Genomic DNA, 20,333 nt, shown 5'->3' with positions numbered 1-20,333 from the left:
TCTACTCCAGGTCTGAGGGAATCCTGAGAAATGTCTTTAGCTACTACTTATTCCCACTTTCCTATTTCCCTATTTTCCTTTCAGATAGCTGATTATAATAACGACAGGGGGCAGTAGCACTAAACTTTAAAAGATGGCTTCGTTCCGAAATATCGGGACTCGCAAAGACGTCTCTCGCCATTAAACCTTACCCACTTACCCACTTACCCACTTACCCACTTACCTACTTACCTACTTACCTATTTACCTGCCACCCCATCACCTCATAACTTCATTACAAAAAAAAAGGCCTCCCAATTGGAGGCCTTGTTGTGATATGAAATATAAATTACCAGATCTTCACCCGCTTATCAGGCTCAAGAAACATGGCATCGCCTTCTTTGATATCGAAAGCTGTATAGAAGGCATCAACGTTCTTCAAAGGCTGAACCGCGCGGAACATTCCCGGGCTATGCGGATCTGTTTTCACCTGGTTTCTCAGGGCTTCGTCTCTGGCCTTGGTTCTCCAGACGGTGGCCCAGGACATAAAGAAGCGTTGTTCAGGTGTAAATCCATCTATCAGACCGGGGTCTCCGTGTTCTGTAAGGTGGATCTGGAGTCCGTCATAGGCAGCGCTTACACCACCGAGGTCTCCGATATTCTCACCCAAAGTAAATTTCCCATTTACACTAACTCCGGGCAGTACTTCCAGTTGGTCGTACTGAGAAGCCAGTGAGTCTCCCAACCTGTTAAACTCTTCCAGGTCTTCATCGGTCCACCAATTCACCAGGTTCCCTTCGGCATCGTAATCAGCACCGCTATCATCGAATCCATGAGAGATCTCATGTCCGATCACCGCACCGATACCTCCGTAATTCACTGCTGCATCAGCGGTGAAGTTATAGAAAGGCGGCTGCAGGATCGCTGCGGGAAATACAATCTCATTGTATGAAGGGTTATAGTATGCGTTTACTACCTGCGGCGCCATGAACCATTCAGATTTATCAACCGGCTGCCCAAGGTCTTCCATATTATCGCGGTAGTTATACTGAGCGATATTCAGGGTGTTCTCAAAGTAAGAACCTCCCTCGTCTACAGATACGATCTCAAGCTCTGAGTAGTCTTTCCAGTTATCAGGATATCCTACCTTGATAGTGGTCTTATTCAGCTTTTCAATGGCTTTCTTTTTGGTATCCTCATCCATCCACTCGAGTTTATTGATGCGGTTCTCATAAGCCTTGATGATGTTGGCGATCATTTCCTGAGCCTTAGCCTTCGCTTCAGGCGGGAATTTCTTATCTACATACAACTTACCAAGAGCCTCACCTACAGTCCAGTTGATTGAGCTCAGTGCTCTTTCTTCCAGAGGAAGTTGCTCTTTGGCACCTCTCAGCTCTTTGCTGTAGAACTCCCAGTTGGCACGATCCATCTCAGTGGTAAGATTACTGGCAGCATCATTGATTACCGACCAGCGCAGAAAGTCTTTCCAGTCTTCCACTTTCCCTTCGGCCAGTACTTCCTGGAGGGTTTTCATATACTTTGGCTGGGACACGATAATGGTATCGAGATCAGTCGCACCCATTTCGTTAAAATAAGATGACCACTGAATAGCCGGTGTCATATTCTGCAGTTCACTTACAGCCATCGGGTTGTAGGTGGTTTTCGGGTCTCTGCGTTCTACTTTATCCAGCATAGCCTCAGCCAGTCTGGTTTCAAAAGCCAGTATGTTTTTTGCCTGAGCATCGGCTTCCTCTGCGGTAACACCGACCATTTGAAGCATACGGCTCACATGATCAACGTATTTCTCGCGTATCTCCACCGAGCGCTCATCCTCTTCAAGGTAATAATCACGATCAGGAAGACCCAGACCTGCTACCCCAAGATAGGCTGCATTGATATTGCTGTCTTTCTTATCAGCACTAACACCGATCCCGAAGAAATTTCCAAGGCCTTTTGGGCCCATTTCAACCAGGAACTGCTGCAGTTCTTCAACATTGCTGATCTGCTCAACTTTTTCCAGGTAAGGCATGATTGGCGCCATTCCGATACTGTCTCTGGCATCGGTATTCATGATACTTTCGAACAGACGTACGGCTTTGGCCTGGTCAGAGGCAGGGTCCAGCTGTGGGTCATCCATGGCGCCCTTAAGTATGCTCAGGGCATCTTCATCGGTTCGCTTGCGCAATTCATTAAAACTTCCCCATATGGTTCTGTCAGAAGGTATTTCGGTACTATCCAGCCACACCCCATTGACGAAACGGAAGAAGTCGTCTTGTGCCCGAACCGTGGTATCCATATATTCCAGATTGATCCCCGGAATTTCCTCGGTCTGAGCCAGATCTTTTTCACTTTCGGTCTTACATGACACAACGGCAAGTGAAAGGAGTCCGACATAAGCCGACTTTTTCAAATTAACATTCATTGTATTCGTTATTTAGGTTTGAGATTAACTCATGCAATATAAGACATATAGTCGTCAGGAAATACCGACCCGAACGCATTTAGGTTTTTTTTAAGAATAGCAGAAAAATGTACGAAATCACGTCGCTTTCAAAGACAGGAAAAACACTGATTTTTAACCTCCTGCAACCGAGTCGCGGTTCTTTTCAAGAAAGTCTTCATAGATCTTTTCACGCAGCACTTCGCTGATCTGGAATCGCAGGGCATTATAGGCTTCCATCACCTTGGTTCTGGAAGCATTGACCTCACTTACGTCATCGTTATCCTGCAGTCTGAACTTAAGCTGATAGAGAAAGGTCTTCATCAGGTTGAGTCGGCTTTTAATACCGCGGGTATTGAATTTATCGGGTATGGTATCGGCATGTATCTTATTCTCGATCTGAATAAGCTGATCGACCGTATAGGTAAGGTCTCCCGAATTCTTATTTCTGAAGGTTCGCATTTCAGCCTCAAGTTCCCTGAAATTGATCCATGAATCTATCTGACTTTCATCGATGCCTTCTAATGGTCTGATCTCGGGGAGTTCAGCATAGGTGCGAACTTCCTGCTCCTGATCCTCGGCATTTTCCTCGGTCTTCTCTTCCCTTCCGCAGGAAAACACAATGAATGACAGCAGAAGTCCTAATGACAGTAAAGACATTAATCTGAAAACCTTTTTATCGGAACGAGATATCAGTGACATGTTTGAAGCATTGGTAATTATAATTGCAAATGTAATCAATGTATGCAGAGTACATACCATTAATTACGGCTCAGCTAAAGGAATAAAAAGAAGGGAAATTTGAATAATCGGTAACGGTTTAGCAATTACGGCTAAACCTGTGACTTTTACACGCCAGGAATACTGCGTGGACCTGAATGGACCCACTGCTGCAAATACAAAACCCAGGCTTTCGCCTGCTGTTTTTTTAATGCCCTTCCACCATTTGCAAGCATGCTTGCATGGTGACCATAAATCGCCAGGAGTACTGCGTGGACCTGTATGGGCCCACTCCTGCAAATACAAAACCCTCACCCTGCTTTGCAGGCTGTATTTTTTATTCCCCTTTCACTTACAAGTGCAAGCACTTGACGTTCCCGGGGAATAAAAAAACCCATCGCCTTCGCGATGGGTTTTCTGCTTGATGTAGCCCCGCCAGGACTCGAACCTGGATCTAAAGTTTAGGAAACTTCTATTCTATCCCTTGAACTACGGGGCCAATAACCCGATTTGTTTTAAACAACCTCCTGCAAAAATAAAGGCTTTTTAAAAGTTTGTACTTTTTTTAAACGTTTTTTTCCACCCGGCTGACCTCATAACTCTCCCTGAACAGGGGCACCTTTCTGATTCTCATCGCATTGAACTGCGCCAGGATCATCAAAACCATAAGGCTCAGTATCACATAGGGAAAGCTTATTCCCTTATCCAGCATACCCCCCACCAACAGAGGCCCAAGGGCGGTGCTCAGCACCATAAACATGGTAAAAAGACTCCTGATGGTTCCCATTTTGGCCGTACCGTACACCTCTGCGATAACGGCGGTCTTTACCGTACCCGCTATCCCCATGGTAACACCTGCCATGATCAGGAAAACCAGGGCTCCGACGATATGATTGATAAAGGCAAAGGCCAGTAACCCCAGACTCATCGGAAAGAGATAAAAAGAGAACAATTTTCGGGCACCGAACCGGTCGACCCATACACCGCCCAGAACAGACAACATAAATCGGGTGACCGCATATACCGTAAAAAAAGTGGCATACAGGGCGACTGACCATCCTTTATCTTCAACGAAAACATATTGATAAAAGAAGATCGCTGTAGAGACGAATCCCAGCGCAAAGCTGGGCGAAACAATGATGAAAAACCGTTTGTCCCTGATCAGTTCACCAAAGGTGGCTGCCAGTTTGCTCCAGTTCTGTTTACCGGTAACGGCCCGTTGCCGGTCAAAACCTCTGAGATCCATAAAGCGCAGGGCGATCATATAAACCAATAATAAAACGCCACTTGCGAAAGCCGCCACCCTATAATCAAAGCGGAGTATCAGCAGCGAGATGATAAGCGGAAATACTGCTTCCCCAACAGAAAATCCGAGGGAGGTCAGACTCAATGCCTTCCCGCGGTCTTTGTTGAAATATCTCGACATCAGGGTAAACCCGATATGTGTCAGCATTCCTTGTCCGTTAAGACGTAACCCGGTTACAGCCACGAACAGCAAAGCGATGTGATACTCTGAGAAACCCAGAAGAAAACAGGAAATGGCCAGGGCCAGAAGCGCAAATGCTGTTACCTTTTTCACAGGTTTATGATCAATGGTATGACCTACGGTGAGCATCACCACCGAAGCGATCACGGTACAGACCGCATAGACGCTTCCGAAACCTGCTTTAGAAAGTTCAAAGGCTTTGAGCAACTCCGGAACATATAAGGAAAGTAAAAAGGTTTGTCCGAAACTGGAAAGGAAGGTCAGGCTCCAGGCAAAAGAGACCGGAGCCCTGTTTTGTTGTAAAAAACTGAATAAACTTTTCAAAATCAAGACAGGATTTGCGCAAAACTAAGCAGAAGTGCGCAGAAAGCTAAATAATAGCGGAGGTAATTTGATCGCTCTCCATGACTCCCTCAGGACCGATCATCCGGATCTTTTTTGCCGAATTCAGATATTGATGAATGATGCGTTTGTTATCTCTGTCGGAAGGCTGCGGGGTCATAAAATTTCTGAAATCTTCAAGGCGTTCTATAGGCTGTTCCTGATCTACAAAACCATAACCGGCATAGTGACCGTTTTCAACGAAAACGAAAGCTGTCTCTCCGGGAGATCTGCCTTTTTCACAGATCACAAAACTGCTGCTGTTCTCTGTAATTTGCTCAAGGGCTCGCAATACCCTGCCATTGTATGTCTCGAAGGTCTCTTCTCCGCAGCAAACCCCCTGGCAATTTTTAATCCTGTAATGCCGGCATCTGCCTGCCTGTCCGGTCTGGAGCTGGGTAAAACGCGGGCAAAGTTCAAATTCCTCGCATATCGCTTCGAGGAAGGCCAGGCACTCCTGCTGATTGTAAAATACCCGCAAAGGATCTTTGACCATCTTCAGATCATTAAAAGCTACCTGAAGAATTCCCTGCCTGTTGGTGTATGAAAAGATGCCAAATCCTTTATTTCTTCGTTTCTGTGCCCGGTTAAACTTCGGATAATGCTTCTTGATGGCCACCGATTCCATAAGTAAGGCGAGAAGTTCAGAACCTGACACTTCGAAATCAATATGTGCGGTCTCCCGGCACATTGCCTGTTCACTGGGTTTTTTATCATAAAAATGACCGATCACCCGCTTCCTGATATTTTTAGCTTTACCCACGTAGATGATCTGGTGACTTGCATCTTTGAAATAATAAATGCCGGGAGTTTGAGGCAACCCGTCAACGGTTTCCTTTGAAAGCAGGGATGGAAGACTCTGATACCCCTTACTGCGGTTCAGTTGCTCGGGAATAAGTCCGTTAGTATCTCTGCTGACCAGCAGCTGGAAAAGCTTCACGGTAGCCAGAGTGTCACCCAGCGCCCGGTGCCGGTCATGCAGGGGTATCTGAAGTGCAGAACAAAGTTTTCCAAGGGAATAGGAACGCAAGCCGGGAATAAGGGCCCTGGAAAGGCGAACGGTACAGATTTTAGGCAGATTAAAGTCAAATTTGGTCTGAGCGAACTCCTTCCGCAGCACATTATAATCAAAGCTCACATTATGTGCCACAAACACCTTTCCTTTAAGTATTTGGCTGATTTCACCCGCAATCTCACCGAAAGTCGGAGCATTTTGAACCATGGAATCATCGATCCCGGTAAGGGCACTAACATAAGGTGAAATAGGGGTCTGCGGATTCACCAGGGTATGATATTCGTGCAGTGAACTCTGCCCGTCGGTAACCACGATCGCGATCTCGGTTACCCGGTTACCAGCCACTCCCATACCTGTGGTTTCCACATCAACTACCGCGTACTGCATCACCTGAATTTTCACCTAGCATTAAGGGAGTGAAAGGTATTAAAAAATTCTCAGGCAGCCTTTTCAAAGGCTATGAAGTTGACCAGCTTTCCCGATTGATCGAAAACGGGATACCCCTTGATCTCACACTTGTAAGGAGCTCCGTTTTTTTTGTAGTTAACGATATTTTCCCTGAAAGACGTCCTGTTTTGTATGGCTTCTCTTATTCGGGAAGAAGTGGCTTCACAGGTCATCTCCCCCTGGAACATTTTTGGTGATTTCCCAATGATCTCCTGCGGAACATATCCACTCATCTCCTGCATATTATAGGAAGAAAAAACGATCTTCAGAGAGGTGTCGGTGATCACGATGACTTCTTTCCTCCTGCGAAGGGAGGCCTCAAAATCCCACTCACGGTTCCAGTTCGATGAGATCATTCTCAATCTTTCAAGATCCTGCCCGCTTAACTGCCATTGTAACAGTTGCTGCATATGAAAATCGAAAGATTTCAGTGGAAAGGAAATGAGGGGGCCGCGCTTCTCATAATATCGTCTCACTCCAGCATCATATTGTGCTAATTCACCCATAAACAGTATTTTAACCGTAAAAATTAATAAAAAACTATTCCCGGTAAAAATCTGAAACGCACCTTAACATTCTTGTTAAATCTTTTTGCTGATGCAGCCGGTTTAAAGGGGTGAAAACTTAAACAGTATTTAAAAGTCAAACCGCAGCTGGACCGCTACAGCGCCCTCTTCATCCGCCTCCTCGTCAAGGTGTGAAATGTTGAGATTACTGACCGAAATACCCAACAACCGAACCGAGTTTTCCAGGCGCTCCTGGTAGAGTAATTCTTTAGCCACCTCTAATATCAGGCTTTCATCACTTATAAAATAGTCAAGGGTCTTACTGCGCGTCTGTGTTTTGAAATCTGAATACTTGATCTTAAGGGTAAGTGTCTTTCCTGCTGTCTTTTTCTTTTGCAGCCTCCGTTGTAATTCTCCGGCTATCTTTTTCAATTTTTCAAGCATAAAGATCTCGCTGCTCAGATTCTCACTGAAGGTACGCTCAGCGCCTATAGATTTCGGAGTTCGATGAGGACGTACAGGAGAGTCGTAAATACCCCTGACCACCTTAAAGTAATGTTCCCCGGCCTTTCCGAATTCCTTTTGCAGAAAATCAAGACTTTTCCCCTTCAGGTCTTTTCCCGTGAAGATTCCCAGGTCGTACATCTTTTTGGCGGTTACCTTTCCCACCCCGTAGAATTTCCTGATCTCCAACACCTCCAGAAATTGGATCACCTCTTCAGGAGCAACCGTTTTTTGTCCGTTCGGCTTATTGATATCGCTCGCGATCTTTGCCACGAACTTATTCACCGATATTCCTGCTGAGGCAGTCAGACCTGTTTCCTGTAAGATACGTTCCCGGATTTCCGTGGCGATCTTGGTCGCCGACGGGTTTCCCATTTTGTTCTCGGTTACGTCGAGGTAGGCTTCATCTAAAGATAAAGGCTCAACCAGGTCTGTATATTCAAAAAAGATGTTGCGTATCACCATCGAAACTTCCCGATACCGTTCGAATCGGGGCTTCACAAATATCAGATCCCCACAAAGACGTTTGGCCTGCGCCCCGCTCATAGCACTCCTTACCCCGTATCGCCTGGCTTCGTAACTGGCCGCAGCCACCACACCCCGCTTCTCACCCCCGCCAACAGCCACAGGTTTCCCCTTAAGTTCAGGATGGTCTAACTGCTCTACGGAAGCAAAGAAAGCATCCATATCAACATGTATGATCTTTTTAAGGTCTGAGGTGGTCATGCAACAAAATTACTTTAATTTAGAGCATCCTGCTAAGAAGGAATCATGAATGGAAGGAACAACCCATAAAACAGCAGTTATTCTGGGAGCAACGGGCCTTACAGGCTCCATCCTGCTGCAAAAACTTATCGAAGATGACCGGTATGAACAGATCAGGGTATTCACGCGAAGCCCCCTGAATATCAGCCATAAAAAAATAGAAGAGATACGAACAGACCTTTTCAAACTCGACGAACATAAAAAAGATTTTAAGGCTCATGACGTATTCTGTTGTATCGGTACCACCCGGGCAAAGACACCTGACAAAGAGACTTACAAAAAGATCGATTACGGAATCCCGGTTACTGCGGCATCGATCAGCGTCGAAATGGGAGTGGAGAATTTCATAGTGATCTCTTCCATGGGCGCGAACAGTAAAAGCCGGGTTTTCTATAACCGTACTAAGGGAGAAATGGAAGAAAGTGTCCTGGCCAAAGACATACCGAACATCTATTTGTTACGACCCAGTATCATAGGCGGAAAACGTACTGAGAGCCGTCCGGGAGAATGGTTTTTTAAGCGTCTCTTTCAGGTACTTGATCCTTTATTCCTGGGGAATCTTAAGAAATACCGTCTCATCGATGCCGAAGAGATCGCCAATGCCATGGTTTGGCTGGCGAACCACGAGGAAAAATCAGGATGCATGGAAAGCGACAGTATCAGAAAATTAAATAAAATGCTATGAATCTGAACCAGGTAACCCTTCCTTGCCGGGATCTGGACCGGAGTGTGATTTTTTACCAAAACCTGGGGCTGTTGCTGATCGTGAGAACAGACACCTACGCGCGCTTCGAATGTTCTGCAGGAGATGCGACGCTTTCTCTTTCAAAAAAAGAACAAAATTTTCAACCCTCTGACATAACCATCTATTTCGAGGTTGACGACCCTGATAGGGTGATAAAGGAACTGAAAAAAAAGGGTATAGAAATAACAGCAGAGCCCGAAGATAAGCGATGGCTGTGGAGAGAAGCTTCTCTACAGGACCCTGCCGGAAATAACCTGATCATTTACCACGCCGGGGAGAACCGGAAATATCCACCCTGGCGAATCAATACCAACAGCTGATATCTATGCAAGAAACAGAAAGAAAATTCCTGGTCAGCTCTCAGGACTTCAAAGAAGAGGCCATTGACCAAAAACAGATCAAACAGGGGTTTCTGAACACCCATCCGGAAAGAACCGTCAGGGTACGGGTAAGTGACCGGAAAGCCTTCCTTACCGTAAAAGGCATCGGGAATTCCAGTGGAACAACCCGCTTTGAATGGGAAACTGAAATAGACCCCAAAGAAGCCGAAAACCTGCTGGCCATTTGTGAACCCGGTAAACTTGAAAAGACACGTTACCTTGTAAGGCAGGGGGAACATATTTTTGAAGTCGACGAGTTTCATGGAGAGAACGAGGGTCTGATAGTCGCAGAAATAGAACTTGAACACGAAGACGATGTCTTCGTCAAACCAGTGTGGCTTGGCAAAGAGGTTACCGGTGACATCAGATACTACAATTCGCAATTGAGCAAAAACCCTTATAAAAAATGGTAACTTTATCTGGTAAAACACTCAATCTTATGCGTACGATCATTACTACCCTTACGCTGCTGCTTTTGGTCTCGTGCCAGCAACAACCCGATCATAAAGAACTGCCAACAGAGGTGGATTCTGATACCGTTCAGACAACATCGCTTGAAACGAAGAAGAAGTTAGAGGAAGAAGGGTACCAGGTTTTCGATTATATCGATGAGAAAACCAAAGACACGATTCTGATGCAACAATATTTCATGGCTTTCCTGAAGTCAGGACCCAATCGGTCACAAACCAGAACAGAGGCCGACAGCCTGCAGCGTCTGCATCTGGCTCACCTTTCGGAAATGTATGAAAAGGGTTATGCAAGTATTTCAGGTCCCTTTGGCGATGATGGTGAGATTCGCGGTATCACGATTTACAATGTGCCTACCCTGGCCATGGCAGACAGCCTGGCCAACGCTGACCCTATGGTCAAAGCGGGGCGTCTTGTCATCGAAGTGCATCCGTGGTGGGCGGCAAAAGGCTTCCCCCTGAGATAAGATCTATAAGGTTCGGTCAATTTCCCGGTAGGCTTCGATTACCCGGAGCTCTCCATCTTTTCCCTCGGTCTTCACTCCGTGCTCCATACCCACTAACCCGGTATAACCTTTCCCGGCTATGAACTTAAGCACATTGGCGTAATTGATCTCTCCGGTGCCGGGTTCCTTACGACCGGGATTATCGGCCATTTGAAAATAGGCTATCTCGTCCCAGCAGCGGGTAATATTAGAGATAAGATTCCCTTCCTGTATCTGTTGGTGGTAAATATCGTAGAGTATCTTGCAGTAAGGAGAACCAACGGCTTTACAGACCTCATAAGCCTGGGCAGAACCTGTCAGGAACATCCCCGGATGATCATAAAAGTTCAGAGGTTCGATCACCATTGTAATCTTATAAGGATCCAGTATCTGAACGGCCCGCTTCAGAGCATATATCACATTCGCGGTCTGATATCCCATATCGAGAGAAGGGTCTTTGGCTCCGGGCACCACGGTGATCCATTTCGCATCAACCCGGTCTGCCACTGCTATTGAAGATTTGATCTCCTCCAGAAAGCGTTCGAGGTTTTCATCATCACCACTGGCAAGGTCAGGCTCGTTCCAGGAAATACTGTGGCCTACAAAGACACCCATACTGAGACCGAGCTCCCTCATGGTTTCTCCGATCTCCTCCTGCATTTCTACAGGCCTTTTGGCCATTTCATTGTCTTCAACAGCCTGAAAACCCGCCTCTTTCATAAATCGTAATTGATCCAGCAAATCAGGGCCGGCCAGGGTGTCGAACATCCCGAAATGAGGCGCAAAGGCCAGCTTAAAGGCATTCTGCGACAGAGGGCCGTCATGCATGGAAAAGGCTTCGGCAGGAATTACCGAAGCCCCTAATGCACCAATACTGATATTTTTTAAAAATGGTCTTCTTTCCATGAGTGAAATACTGTGATGTCAAGGAAAGATAAGGAATTATTTGTACCTGTTAGCCGCAGCCGCAGGCGGGCAGGAAGAATTATTCGCGGCTGATATCGAGAATTTCGAATTTGAGGATCCCGTTGGGAACTTTAATCTCGGCTACATCACCCACAGATTTTCCCAAAAGTCCTTTCCCGATGGGGGAGTTAACAGAGATTTTGCCCGTTTTAAGATCGGCTTCGCTTTCGGCCACCAGTTTATAGGTCATTTCCATACCATTGTTCTGGTTCTTGATCTTCACCTTTGAAAGCACCAGCACCTTTGAAGTATCCAGTTGGGATTCGTCGATTACACGGGCATTGGCGAGGGTTTCCTCCAATTTTGATATACGCATCTCCAGCAATCCCTGGGCCTCTTTGGCAGCGTCATATTCGGCATTTTCCGAGAGGTCACCTTTATCTCTGGCCTCGGCTATGGCTTGCGACGCCTTGGGTCTTTCAACACTCTTAAGATGATCCAGCTCCTTTCGTAATTTTTTTATTCCTTCTTCTGTGTAATATGATACGTTACTCATAACTTCATCATTTATAAATACAAAAAATCCCCTTTTTTGCTCAAGAGGATTTCATCAAATATACAAAATTTTAAGCAAGTATTTATTTGTCTTAACTTCGCCGGATATAAATTCTTCTCATGCAAATAAGAATTCTCCTGTTCCTGAGCCTGCTGTGTTTCGTTGCCTGCGATAACAGCGATATCGAACGCAATCCGTTTTTGATCGAGCGCTCCTTCTCCTACGACATCAACCTGAACCTGCCGCAATTCGGCTCTTTGAGCACTCCTGGAAATGCCATCTACATCGGTAGTGAAGGCGTTGGAATTCGGGGAGTCATCGTGTTTAATTCGGGTTTCGGAAATTACCTGGCGTGGGAAGCCAGTTGCCCGAACCATCAGCCCAACAGCTGTTCTACCATGACCATCACAGACGGGGTGTTCTCGGTATGCAGTTGTGACGACTACCGATACAGTCTGGCCAACGGCGCCCTGGTAAGTGAACTGGAGGAAGAAAAAAGAGTATATCCTCTTTTGAACTACCGCGTAACGGCCAATGCCAATATCCTGAGAGTATTCAATTAAATAACTCCCTGCGGCATTCAAGCCACAGGGAGCGGGTTTCTTAGAAACTGATGCTTGCGCCCAGCAGGAAATTTATACCTGCCTGCGGATAATAACCTGTCCCGTCAAGGGTGGTAACCCCGTTATTGCCATCGGGTATATCGAAGGTGTAATAGTAACCGTTCGAAATATACTTCGCATCGAAGACGTTGTTGAGCAGGCCACTGAAAACCACTGATCGTATGAAACCTTCCGGCCTGATCTCATACTGCAGGTTGAGATCTGTGGTCGTGTAGGCATCCAGTTTTGATGAAGGGGCATCGATGTTCCCCAGGTACTGTTCTGAGACATATTTGGTCAGCACCGAGATCTGTGTTCTTTCGCCCGGTAACCAGGTGATCACGTTCCCGGCAACCACTTCGGGTGAATACGAAATATTGGTGTTACCGAGGTTGACCAGTTCCCCGTCACGGCTGAAAATATAATCGATGTTCTTATTGCTGCTCAGCGCCAGGTTTGGCTGCCATACGAAGTTTGACCCCAGCATCAGACTGGCATCCAGTTCAAGTCCGAGACGATAGCTGTCGCCCACATTTTCTCTTAATGGCGCTCCTACATCATTGAGAGCTCCGGTGAGTACCAGCTGGTCTTTATACCTCATATAATAGGCATTGGCATTAATCCGGAGCTTTTGGTTATAAAACCGCCATCCCAACTCATAGTCGTTAAGGAATTCCGGTTTGGGAGATCCGCTTTCATAATCGTTCCTGTTGGGTTCACGACTTCCCCTTGCATACGAAAGATATAGCTGATTGCTGGCGTTCATACGGTAGGTAAGCCCCACCTTGGGGTTTAAAAAATTAAACTCGTCGTCGACCAGACCGGTGTCTTCTCCGTTGGCCTCATAATTCACTTTTCTGAATTGCAAGTCACCGTAAAGGCTCAGCCCATCGGTAAGCTTCATGTTCACCTTGGCATAGGTATTCAGGTCGGTTTTGCGGGAGTCATCGTTATAATACCGGTCGCGATACTCACTGTCGGAAGCAAACCGGGCCCAGATAATTTCTCCGAAATGATCTCCCTCATAGATATTATATGCTCCCCCAAGGATGAGTTCGAAATTATTCTGCTCATAGATCGCAGAGAAGGTGGTTCCGTAGAAATCATTGTCCAGCCAGCGTCTCCTTATCAGATCGGTAGTGTTGACCAGGCTGCCGTTTACCGTTAGCGGCTCCAGGCCATAGGTGGCAAAATCATCGTCCTGTCTGAATTGCTCAAAAAAACCACGCCCGTAAGTGTAATGAACGGCCAGGTTGGTATTCCAGTGCTGACCGAATTCCTGGTTCCAGTGCAGTTGAAAATGGTCCTGTTTGTAATTATCAACCTCATTGTCATAAAAGTCAACGATCTCACCGTTGTCGCCATAAATAGCTCCGGCGATATTAAAGGTTCGGTTGGTTCTCAGCAATTCCTCATCTTCGATACCGTACCAGGCCTGGTAAGTGATCTCATGCCCTCCGAACAGCAGAGCTTTTACCAGGGTATTTTCGTCTTTATAGGCTGCCTGCAGAAAATATGATTCAAGATCAGAAGATGCCCTGTCGATATAGCCGTCTGACTGAATGCGTGAAAGGCGGCCTGAAACAGAAAAGTGGTCATTCATCAGACCCGTACCGAACTTTATATTGGTACGAAGGGTATTAAAACTTCCGGCAGATCCGTTTACCTGGGCATAGGCCTCATCTTTAACCCCGTCGGTGAGCAGGTTCAGGCTGGCACCGAAAGCTCCCGCACCGTTAGTCGATGTTCCTACCCCCCGCTGCAATTGCAGGTTTTCTACAGAAGTGGCGAAATCAGGCATATTCACCCAGAAGGTTCCATGTGATTCTGCGTCGTTATAGGGTATCCCGTTTATCGTTACATTCACCCGGGTCGCATCACTACCCCTTACACGTATCCCGGTATAACCTACTCCTGCTCCTGCATCTGAAGTGGTTACCACAGCCGGCATATAATTCATCAGTATCGGAATATCCTGCCCGAGGTTACGGGGTTTGATCTCTTCAGCTGTAAGATTCGAAAAGGTTACGGGATTCTCAGGGTTGGCCCTGATCGCCGATACCAGCACCTCGTCTAAAAGAATATCTTCTTCCTCGAGATTGATATCCAGACGCATGTCTCCCGAGACATCGATGCGCTTCTCCAGGGCATCGGGTGCCAGAAAACGATACACCAGCACCTGCTCCCCTTCCGGAACGGTAAGCTCATAGTAGCCTTCAAAATTGGTTTGGGTTCCACGGTTGGCATTCCTGAGCATGACGGTCACACCGGGCATGGGATTCCCTTCCGGATCGCTGAAAGTACCATAGACTTTGTACTCCTGCGCACTCATGGCCGTTGCTGAAAGCAGCATAGCCAGTAAAAAAACAAATAACGATTTCATTCGTAATAAAATTTTTACGAATAAAAGGGGTCATTATTCATCGGTTCTTAAAATGTTGAAAAAATACGGCCTTTTAATAATCCCGGCCGCCAGGTCAGTTATTCTGACCTTACTCCCTAAACAGCATTACCTGTTCCAGGTTCAATGGGTATAATCTCAGCCTTTACACCGGCATTCCGGCAAGGCACCCCTTATGAGACGCTGCAAAAGTATAGTTTAGAAGAGACATACGCGAAAAAATTTATACTTAAATTAGTACATGATTGAATCACAGAAGTTTACAATCGAAATATGAACTCATCCAGACAAAAGATCACCCTGAAAGTATTTGTAAGCTACCTGATCCTGGCATTGCTGGTGGTCTGGGTTGGCTGGGTGGTTTATGGAGAGATCAACAGCTTTACCAAAGCCCAGCAGGACGACAGCCTTGAGCGATCAAAGATCTTCAGTATCGGAAAATTGCTCACGCTCATGTATGAGAGTGAAAGCTTCGCAAGGGCAGCCATTCAATCGAATAAACAGATTCCCTTCGAACAGTATCTTCAAAAGAACGATTCCATCGCCATGGAACTGGATTCCCTGCAAATGAAGATCACCAATGACTATCAAAGCAGTCTTCTCGACAGTGTCAGGGAACTGGTCGATCAAAAGATCAGAAACATAAAAGACCTGAGAACCATCAGGCACAACAACAATGCAGACCGGTCGATACAAACAGCCATAGAAAAGTTTTCGAATATTGAAGAACGCCTGGGTCGTCTATCGATCACCGATTTCTCAGAAAACCCTGATCAGCTGAGTCCGCGTGTACGCGAAAACCTGTCGGAAGCCATCGGGATATGGAACAAATACATTCCGCGTGACTCTTCGAACACCGTAGATGAGAAAGTACTTGACTCGATGGTTATCGCCACCCGTACCATGCTGGAAAATATCAGGAAAGAAAACTCCCGGCAGCGACTGTCGATGGCCATAAAAGAGAACCAATTGCTTCGGAACGACCTGAATACCTCCCAGCAATTAAGACAGATACTTACGGCCTTTGAAAATGAATTTATCGAGAATTCAATCGAAGCCAATGCCAAACGGGAGGCTGTTCTTAAAAGAAGCATTAACGTGATCACAATCGCTGCGATCGCTGCCGCCGTACTGATGATCCTCTTTTCGATCATGATCCTCAACGACTTCTTCCGTAGTCAGCGATACCGGGAAGAACTGGAGAAATCAAATGAGCTGACACGGTCTCTGCTGAAGAGCAGGGAGCAGCTGATCTCCATGGTAAGTCATGACCTGAGAACCCCGCTGAGTACTATCGTAGGGTATACGGAACTGTTGCGAAAATCGCTGTTGGGGTCCCGACAGGCTTACTATACCGACAGGGTTAGTAAGGCGGCCTCCTTCATCACTCAGCTGGTAGATGATCTGCTTGATTTCTCCAAGCTGGAGTCGGGTAAGATCTTCGTCGATAAAATCCCCTTCCATCTGGAAAATCTGATCTCTGAAACCGCAGAAAGCGTGCGTAGTCTGTATAAAGACAAACCCATACGGCTGGAAGTAAGAACCGACCCGCAGATCGACCGGCCCGTAGTCAGCGACCCCTTCCGCCTTAAGCAGGTGCTCTCAAATCTAATCGGAAATGCCTATAAATTCACCGAAGAAGGAAAGATAACCATCGAAGCCGTCATAACCAGAAAGGAAGGAAAAGAAGCCATGATAGCCATCAGTATAAGCGACACTGGTATCGGGATCAGCGAGGAAAAGCAGCAACTGATCTTCGAAGAATTCACACAGGCTGAGAATTCGATAGAACGAAAATATGGCGGCTCCGGACTCGGACTCACCATTTCAAAGAAACTGGTACGACTCCTGGGTGGAGAACTCTATCTGAAAAGCGAAAAAGATAAAGGCAGCACATTTACATTTACCATTCCCGCCAGGCTCAGCGATAAGAGCCAGGAAATCGAACCGGCAGAAGCACTGAAAAGCATGCCTGCCTTAACAGGAGTACTGATCGACGATGACGAAACCCTGCTCAGTCTTCTTCGTGAAATTCTGGAAGCAGAGGGTATGACCACCCATACTTTTAAAGATGCCAATAAAGCTTTGCTGGAATTGAAAGAACTGGAATACGATTTTATAATAACCGACATTCAACTGCCTTCGATGAACGGTTTTCATTTTGCTGAATTACTCAGGGCAGATGATTATACCGGTTATTCAGGGCAACCTATTATCGCTGTCACGGGAAGAAAGGAATTGCCAGCAAAAGATTACCTGGATGCCGGGTTTTCGGGTTTTTTGAATAAACCCTATACGCCTGCTGCCATACTCAGTATGATCGATCAGGTAATGAGTGGAAAAACGCAATTCACAGAAAATGGTACCGGTAAAGGAAGTCAAAAACAGTTAAAGCCTTTCAACGGAGATGAGGCCTACAACCTCAGCAGTATGATGTCATTTCTGAATAATGACGAATCGGCTTTAAAGGAAATTCTTGACCTGTTTCGGGAAAACACCCTCAAAGATCTCACTTTACTTGAAGAAAGTGCCCGTAAAGGAGAGTATGAGAGAGCCAGGGAACTGGGACATAAAATGCAAACCATGTACCGACAGATAAACGCCGTGAACATCATACCTATCCTGAACAAAATCGAACACCTGGATCCTGAAGATACTGACCACCTGCATGCCTATGTTCAGGAATTAAAACGCGAGATCGAGATCATCTTCACGCAGCTGGCAGAGGTTGGCTAAATACGGGGAATGAATCAGGAATCGATATTGTATTCCTTGATCTTGTTATAGAGCGTCTTTCGTGTGATGTTTAGTAACCTGGCCGCCTGAGATTTGTTATTATCCACCTCAGCAAGGGCGTTCATGATCAACTCCCTTTCATTGTCTTTCTTCGAAAAAGACCTGACGGTTCTTTCCGGGTCTTCATGAGTCCTCGGCCTCACGATTTCAGCCGGCAGCACCGACTTTTCAACATAGTCGCCCTGTGTGAGCAAGACAGATCGCTTGATGACGTTGGAAAGCTCTCTGAGATTCCCGGGCCAGGAGTACTTCTGAAAAATATCGAGCACCTCATCTGAAAAACCCACCACCTTCTTTTCCAGTTGCAGATTTGCCTGATCCAGAAAATGATCGGCATAAATCATCAGGTCTTCCTTACGCTCATGCAGGGTTGGCACCTGGATGGAAAACTCATTAAGCCGGTGATAGAGATCTTCCCTGAAACCACCTTCATTGACAGCTTTCAGAAGATCTTCATTGGTAGCTGTGATGAGCCTTATGTCGACTTCGATCTCCTTATTACTCCCTATGGGCTTGATCTTTCGCTCCTGAAGGGCTCTGAGCAACTGAATCTGGTTCCCGTAACTAAGGTTCCCCACCTCATCAAGAAAGATGGTTCCTTTATTGGCGGCTTCGAAATGACCCTTCTTATCAGTGACCGCTCCGGTAAACGAACCCTTGATATGACCAAAAAATTCACTGGCAGCAATTTCCTTTGGTATCGCACCGCAGTCGACTGCAATAAAATTAAAATTCTTCCTCTTGCTGTTGTTGTGAATACTCCTTGCAACTACTTCCTTCCCCGTTCCCGACTGCCCGGTTATCAGCACAGACATATCGGTCGGAGCCACCAACTGCACATATTCCTGAAGTTTTTTGGAAGCCTTACTGATACCTCTCACCATATTTCCCTGAGAGGAGGTATCTCTGTCAAGGGAAGAAACAGGTTTAGCAGTATCTGTACGTGATACATCATGCCCCTTTCCTTTCAGGGCATTTTTGATCACCAACAGGACCTCGTCCTGGTTAAAAGGTTTTGAAATATAATCGAAAGCGCCTTTTTTCATCGCTTCCACCGCTGTGGTGACCTCAGCATAACTGGTCATCAGAATAACCGGGGTTTCCGGTTTCATCTCCTTTACCCGCGACAGCAATTCGATGCCATCGAGGTCGGGTAACCTCAGGTCGACAAACACCAGATCATAGTTTCCGGATTTAAGGTGCTCTAACCCTTCCCCGGCAGAATAACAGGTATCCACCTCAAAAGAATTCTTTGAGAGAAAACGTTCCAGCATAGCAGAGAAGGAAACATCGTCTTCGATGATCAGGATTTTCGGCATCTGTTGACTTAATTTACACAAAAATAGGAAGTTAAGTCAACAGCTGGATGAAAAAAAGCATAAAAAAAAGGATAGCCAGGCTATCCTTTTCTTTAACAAATTTATGACAGGATCTTACTTCTGGATCCACTCGCCATTTTCGTTCGCGTAAAGGGTGGCTGTTTCTTCACCCATGGTTACTTCAAGCTTATACTCATTGGCCTCGTTCTTGTGTGCCTTAGCTATTTCAGCTCCCGGAAAATCATTTGCCAGGGCATCTTTAACGGCCTGAGGCACTTCATCTACCGAAACCTCTGTATATTCTTCCTGTACCATGTATACATCTTCGTAGATGTCTTCAGCGATCCCGTCATGAAATACTACGGGGGTTGCTGCAAATGAAACGAATCCACCTAATGCTACTGCTGATACTAAAACTAATTTTTTCATAATGATTGATTTTAACTTTTAAGTTTAATTGTTTGTTAGTTATATAGAAACTATTGTACCAAAACATACGACTCCGGCCTTAATCCTCACTGATCCCAGCGATAATAAGGCTTCACAGAGATATATGATCCATGCCAAAAAACAACAGAGTTCCCAAATAGTGTGTAATTGAAGAGCAAAGTGTGTAATAAATACACAAAGAAAGGCACATATTACATACTGTCTATCAGTTGGTTACATGCTATTGAAGGCTTTTCCGGGTATATTTATAGAATTACAGCATTTATAAATGCTATATTTAAAGAAAGAATCGGAGCAATAACGAATCACCTGACTGATTATAGAAGCCATGTATTCTATGGAGGCTGCTTTAGTAAACATGCCGGCCCGAGGACTTTCAGGTCATTCAGCCTCATTATACCAGTCATAAACACTTTTATCGCCTAATCACTATGTTTTCTATATGGAATTGAACGAATTTTTAGATGAACTGAAAGGATGGAAATTAACCTGGTACAAAATCATCAATTTTGCCATCGGCCTTTCTTCACTTCTTATATACGAATTCATAGGACGACCTATTTACCGACCATATGTTTATCGCAATGACATCAATGACTTTCATTTAGCAGACACCTTAGGGAATACCTTCGGAACTTTAACCACCTTGTTTATTTTAATCGCTATTTTCTCTCATGAGCGTGACAAAGGGAATTACCTGATCAAGCTTGGAACCCTGAGCATTATAGTGTATGAGCTGGCACATCCCCTGCTGGGCAAACCTATCGATGTCTGGGATATTGCCGCCACTTTCATCACAGGGATTTTCAGTTACTTCCTTTACAATGCCATATTTAAGAACAGATCCGGTGAACGAAAAATCACCTCCGGTTGATCTCTTTGTTTTATGATTCCTGGTAAACTCTGCGTACTTCCCACAAAACGCAAGATCATGTAATTCTTTTGGCAATAAGATATTCCTCTACATCCCCGCCTTAACTAAA

18 protein-coding genes and 1 tRNA gene are annotated in these 20,333 nt (G+C 45.7%); 7 read left to right on the top strand and 12 right to left on the bottom strand.

Annotation, left to right across the window (positions count from 1 at the left end):
• Window positions 1-328: 328 nt before the first annotated feature.
• From K7R10_RS12705 to dinB, 7 genes are all read right to left on the bottom strand, one after another.
• Window positions 329-2,401, bottom strand: coding sequence for a M13 family metallopeptidase (locus tag K7R10_RS12705; protein WP_224485097.1), 2,073 nt, complete (start codon window positions 2,399-2,401; stop codon window positions 329-331).
• Window positions 2,402-2,554: 153 nt separating this feature from the next.
• Window positions 2,555-3,121 (bottom strand): hypothetical protein, encoded by a 567-nt coding sequence (locus K7R10_RS12700; protein WP_224485096.1) that lies wholly within the window; start codon window positions 3,119-3,121, stop codon window positions 2,555-2,557.
• Window positions 3,122-3,566: 445 nt separating this feature from the next.
• Window positions 3,567-3,638 (bottom strand) — tRNA-Arg (locus K7R10_RS12695).
• A 66-nt stretch (window positions 3,639-3,704) separates the two neighbouring features.
• The gene (locus K7R10_RS12690; RefSeq protein ID WP_224485095.1) at window positions 3,705-4,949 is read right to left on the bottom strand and encodes an MFS transporter; all 1,245 of its coding nucleotides are present in this window, start codon (window positions 4,947-4,949) and stop codon (window positions 3,705-3,707) included.
• 46 nt (window positions 4,950-4,995) lie between these two features.
• Window positions 4,996-6,408, bottom strand: coding sequence for a 3'-5' exonuclease family protein (locus K7R10_RS12685; RefSeq protein ID WP_224485094.1), 1,413 nt, complete (start codon window positions 6,406-6,408; stop codon window positions 4,996-4,998).
• Between the two features lie 50 nt (window positions 6,409-6,458).
• Complete coding sequence (locus K7R10_RS12680) at window positions 6,459-6,974, bottom strand: PAS domain-containing protein (protein WP_224485093.1); 516 nt, start codon at window positions 6,972-6,974, stop codon at window positions 6,459-6,461.
• Between the two features lie 129 nt (window positions 6,975-7,103).
• Window positions 7,104-8,204, bottom strand: a complete 1,101-nt coding sequence (dinB, locus tag K7R10_RS12675; RefSeq protein WP_224485092.1) for a DNA polymerase IV — start codon at window positions 8,202-8,204, stop codon at window positions 7,104-7,106.
• 49 nt (window positions 8,205-8,253) lie between these two features.
• Between dinB and K7R10_RS12670 the strand changes: the two genes are divergently transcribed.
• Genes K7R10_RS12670 through K7R10_RS12655 form a run of 4 tightly spaced genes read left to right on the top strand, consistent with a single transcriptional unit; the run spans window position 8,254 to window position 10,302 of the window.
• Complete coding sequence (locus K7R10_RS12670) at window positions 8,254-8,928, top strand: NAD(P)H-binding protein (RefSeq protein WP_224485091.1); 675 nt, start codon at window positions 8,254-8,256, stop codon at window positions 8,926-8,928.
• Complete coding sequence (locus K7R10_RS12665; protein WP_224485090.1) at window positions 8,925-9,308, top strand: VOC family protein; 384 nt, start codon at window positions 8,925-8,927, stop codon at window positions 9,306-9,308. The genes K7R10_RS12670 and K7R10_RS12665 overlap by 4 nt, the downstream gene beginning before the upstream one ends.
• Before the next feature lie 5 nt (window positions 9,309-9,313).
• On the top strand, window positions 9,314-9,781 hold the full coding sequence (locus K7R10_RS12660) for a CYTH domain-containing protein (RefSeq protein WP_224485089.1): 468 nt from the start codon (window positions 9,314-9,316) through the stop codon (window positions 9,779-9,781).
• A gap of 26 nt (window positions 9,782-9,807) precedes the next feature.
• Window positions 9,808-10,302 (top strand): YciI family protein, encoded by a 495-nt coding sequence (locus tag K7R10_RS12655; RefSeq protein ID WP_224485088.1) that lies wholly within the window; start codon window positions 9,808-9,810, stop codon window positions 10,300-10,302.
• A 3-nt stretch (window positions 10,303-10,305) separates the two neighbouring features.
• Here the strand turns inward: K7R10_RS12655 and K7R10_RS12650 are convergent, their stop codons facing one another.
• Entirely contained in the window at window positions 10,306-11,226 is a 921-nt protein-coding gene (locus K7R10_RS12650; RefSeq protein WP_224485087.1) for a hydroxypyruvate isomerase family protein, read from the bottom strand.
• A 79-nt stretch (window positions 11,227-11,305) separates the two neighbouring features.
• Window positions 11,306-11,782, bottom strand: a complete 477-nt coding sequence (gene greA, locus K7R10_RS12645) for a transcription elongation factor GreA (protein ID WP_224485086.1) — start codon at window positions 11,780-11,782, stop codon at window positions 11,306-11,308.
• 119 nt (window positions 11,783-11,901) lie between these two features.
• Between greA and K7R10_RS12640 the strand changes: the two genes are divergently transcribed.
• The gene (locus tag K7R10_RS12640) at window positions 11,902-12,345 is read left to right on the top strand and encodes a Rieske (2Fe-2S) protein (RefSeq protein ID WP_224485085.1); all 444 of its coding nucleotides are present in this window, start codon (window positions 11,902-11,904) and stop codon (window positions 12,343-12,345) included.
• Window positions 12,346-12,385: 40 nt separating this feature from the next.
• Here the strand turns inward: K7R10_RS12640 and K7R10_RS12635 are convergent, their stop codons facing one another.
• Window positions 12,386-14,767 carry a TonB-dependent receptor gene (locus K7R10_RS12635; RefSeq protein WP_224485084.1) on the bottom strand — a complete coding sequence of 794 codons (2,382 nt, stop codon included), beginning with the start codon at window positions 14,765-14,767 and terminating at the stop codon, window positions 12,386-12,388.
• Window positions 14,768-15,058: 291 nt separating this feature from the next.
• On the opposite strand from K7R10_RS12635, the gene K7R10_RS12630 reads away from it, so the two are divergent.
• Window positions 15,059-17,521, top strand: coding sequence for an ATP-binding protein (locus tag K7R10_RS12630; RefSeq protein WP_224485083.1), 2,463 nt, complete (start codon window positions 15,059-15,061; stop codon window positions 17,519-17,521).
• 14 nt (window positions 17,522-17,535) lie between these two features.
• Here the strand turns inward: K7R10_RS12630 and K7R10_RS12625 are convergent, their stop codons facing one another.
• Complete coding sequence (locus tag K7R10_RS12625; RefSeq protein WP_224485082.1) at window positions 17,536-18,900, bottom strand: sigma-54-dependent transcriptional regulator; 1,365 nt, start codon at window positions 18,898-18,900, stop codon at window positions 17,536-17,538.
• Window positions 18,901-19,014: 114 nt separating this feature from the next.
• Window positions 19,015-19,329: a PepSY-like domain-containing protein gene (locus K7R10_RS12620; RefSeq protein WP_224485081.1), complete on the bottom strand. Its 315-nt coding sequence runs from the start codon at window positions 19,327-19,329 to the stop codon at window positions 19,015-19,017.
• A 463-nt stretch (window positions 19,330-19,792) separates the two neighbouring features.
• Between K7R10_RS12620 and K7R10_RS12615 the strand changes: the two genes are divergently transcribed.
• Entirely contained in the window at window positions 19,793-20,224 is a 432-nt protein-coding gene (locus K7R10_RS12615; protein WP_224485080.1) for a hypothetical protein, read from the top strand.
• The last annotated feature ends 109 nt before the right edge of the window (window positions 20,225-20,333 follow it).

It is taken from the genome of Robertkochia aurantiaca (assembly GCF_020166495.1).
Taxonomy (GTDB): Bacteria; Bacteroidota; Bacteroidia; order Flavobacteriales; family Flavobacteriaceae; genus Robertkochia; species Robertkochia aurantiaca.
Note: the sequence above shows the minus strand (reverse complement) of the source record. Positions and strands in the feature narration are given on the sequence as shown.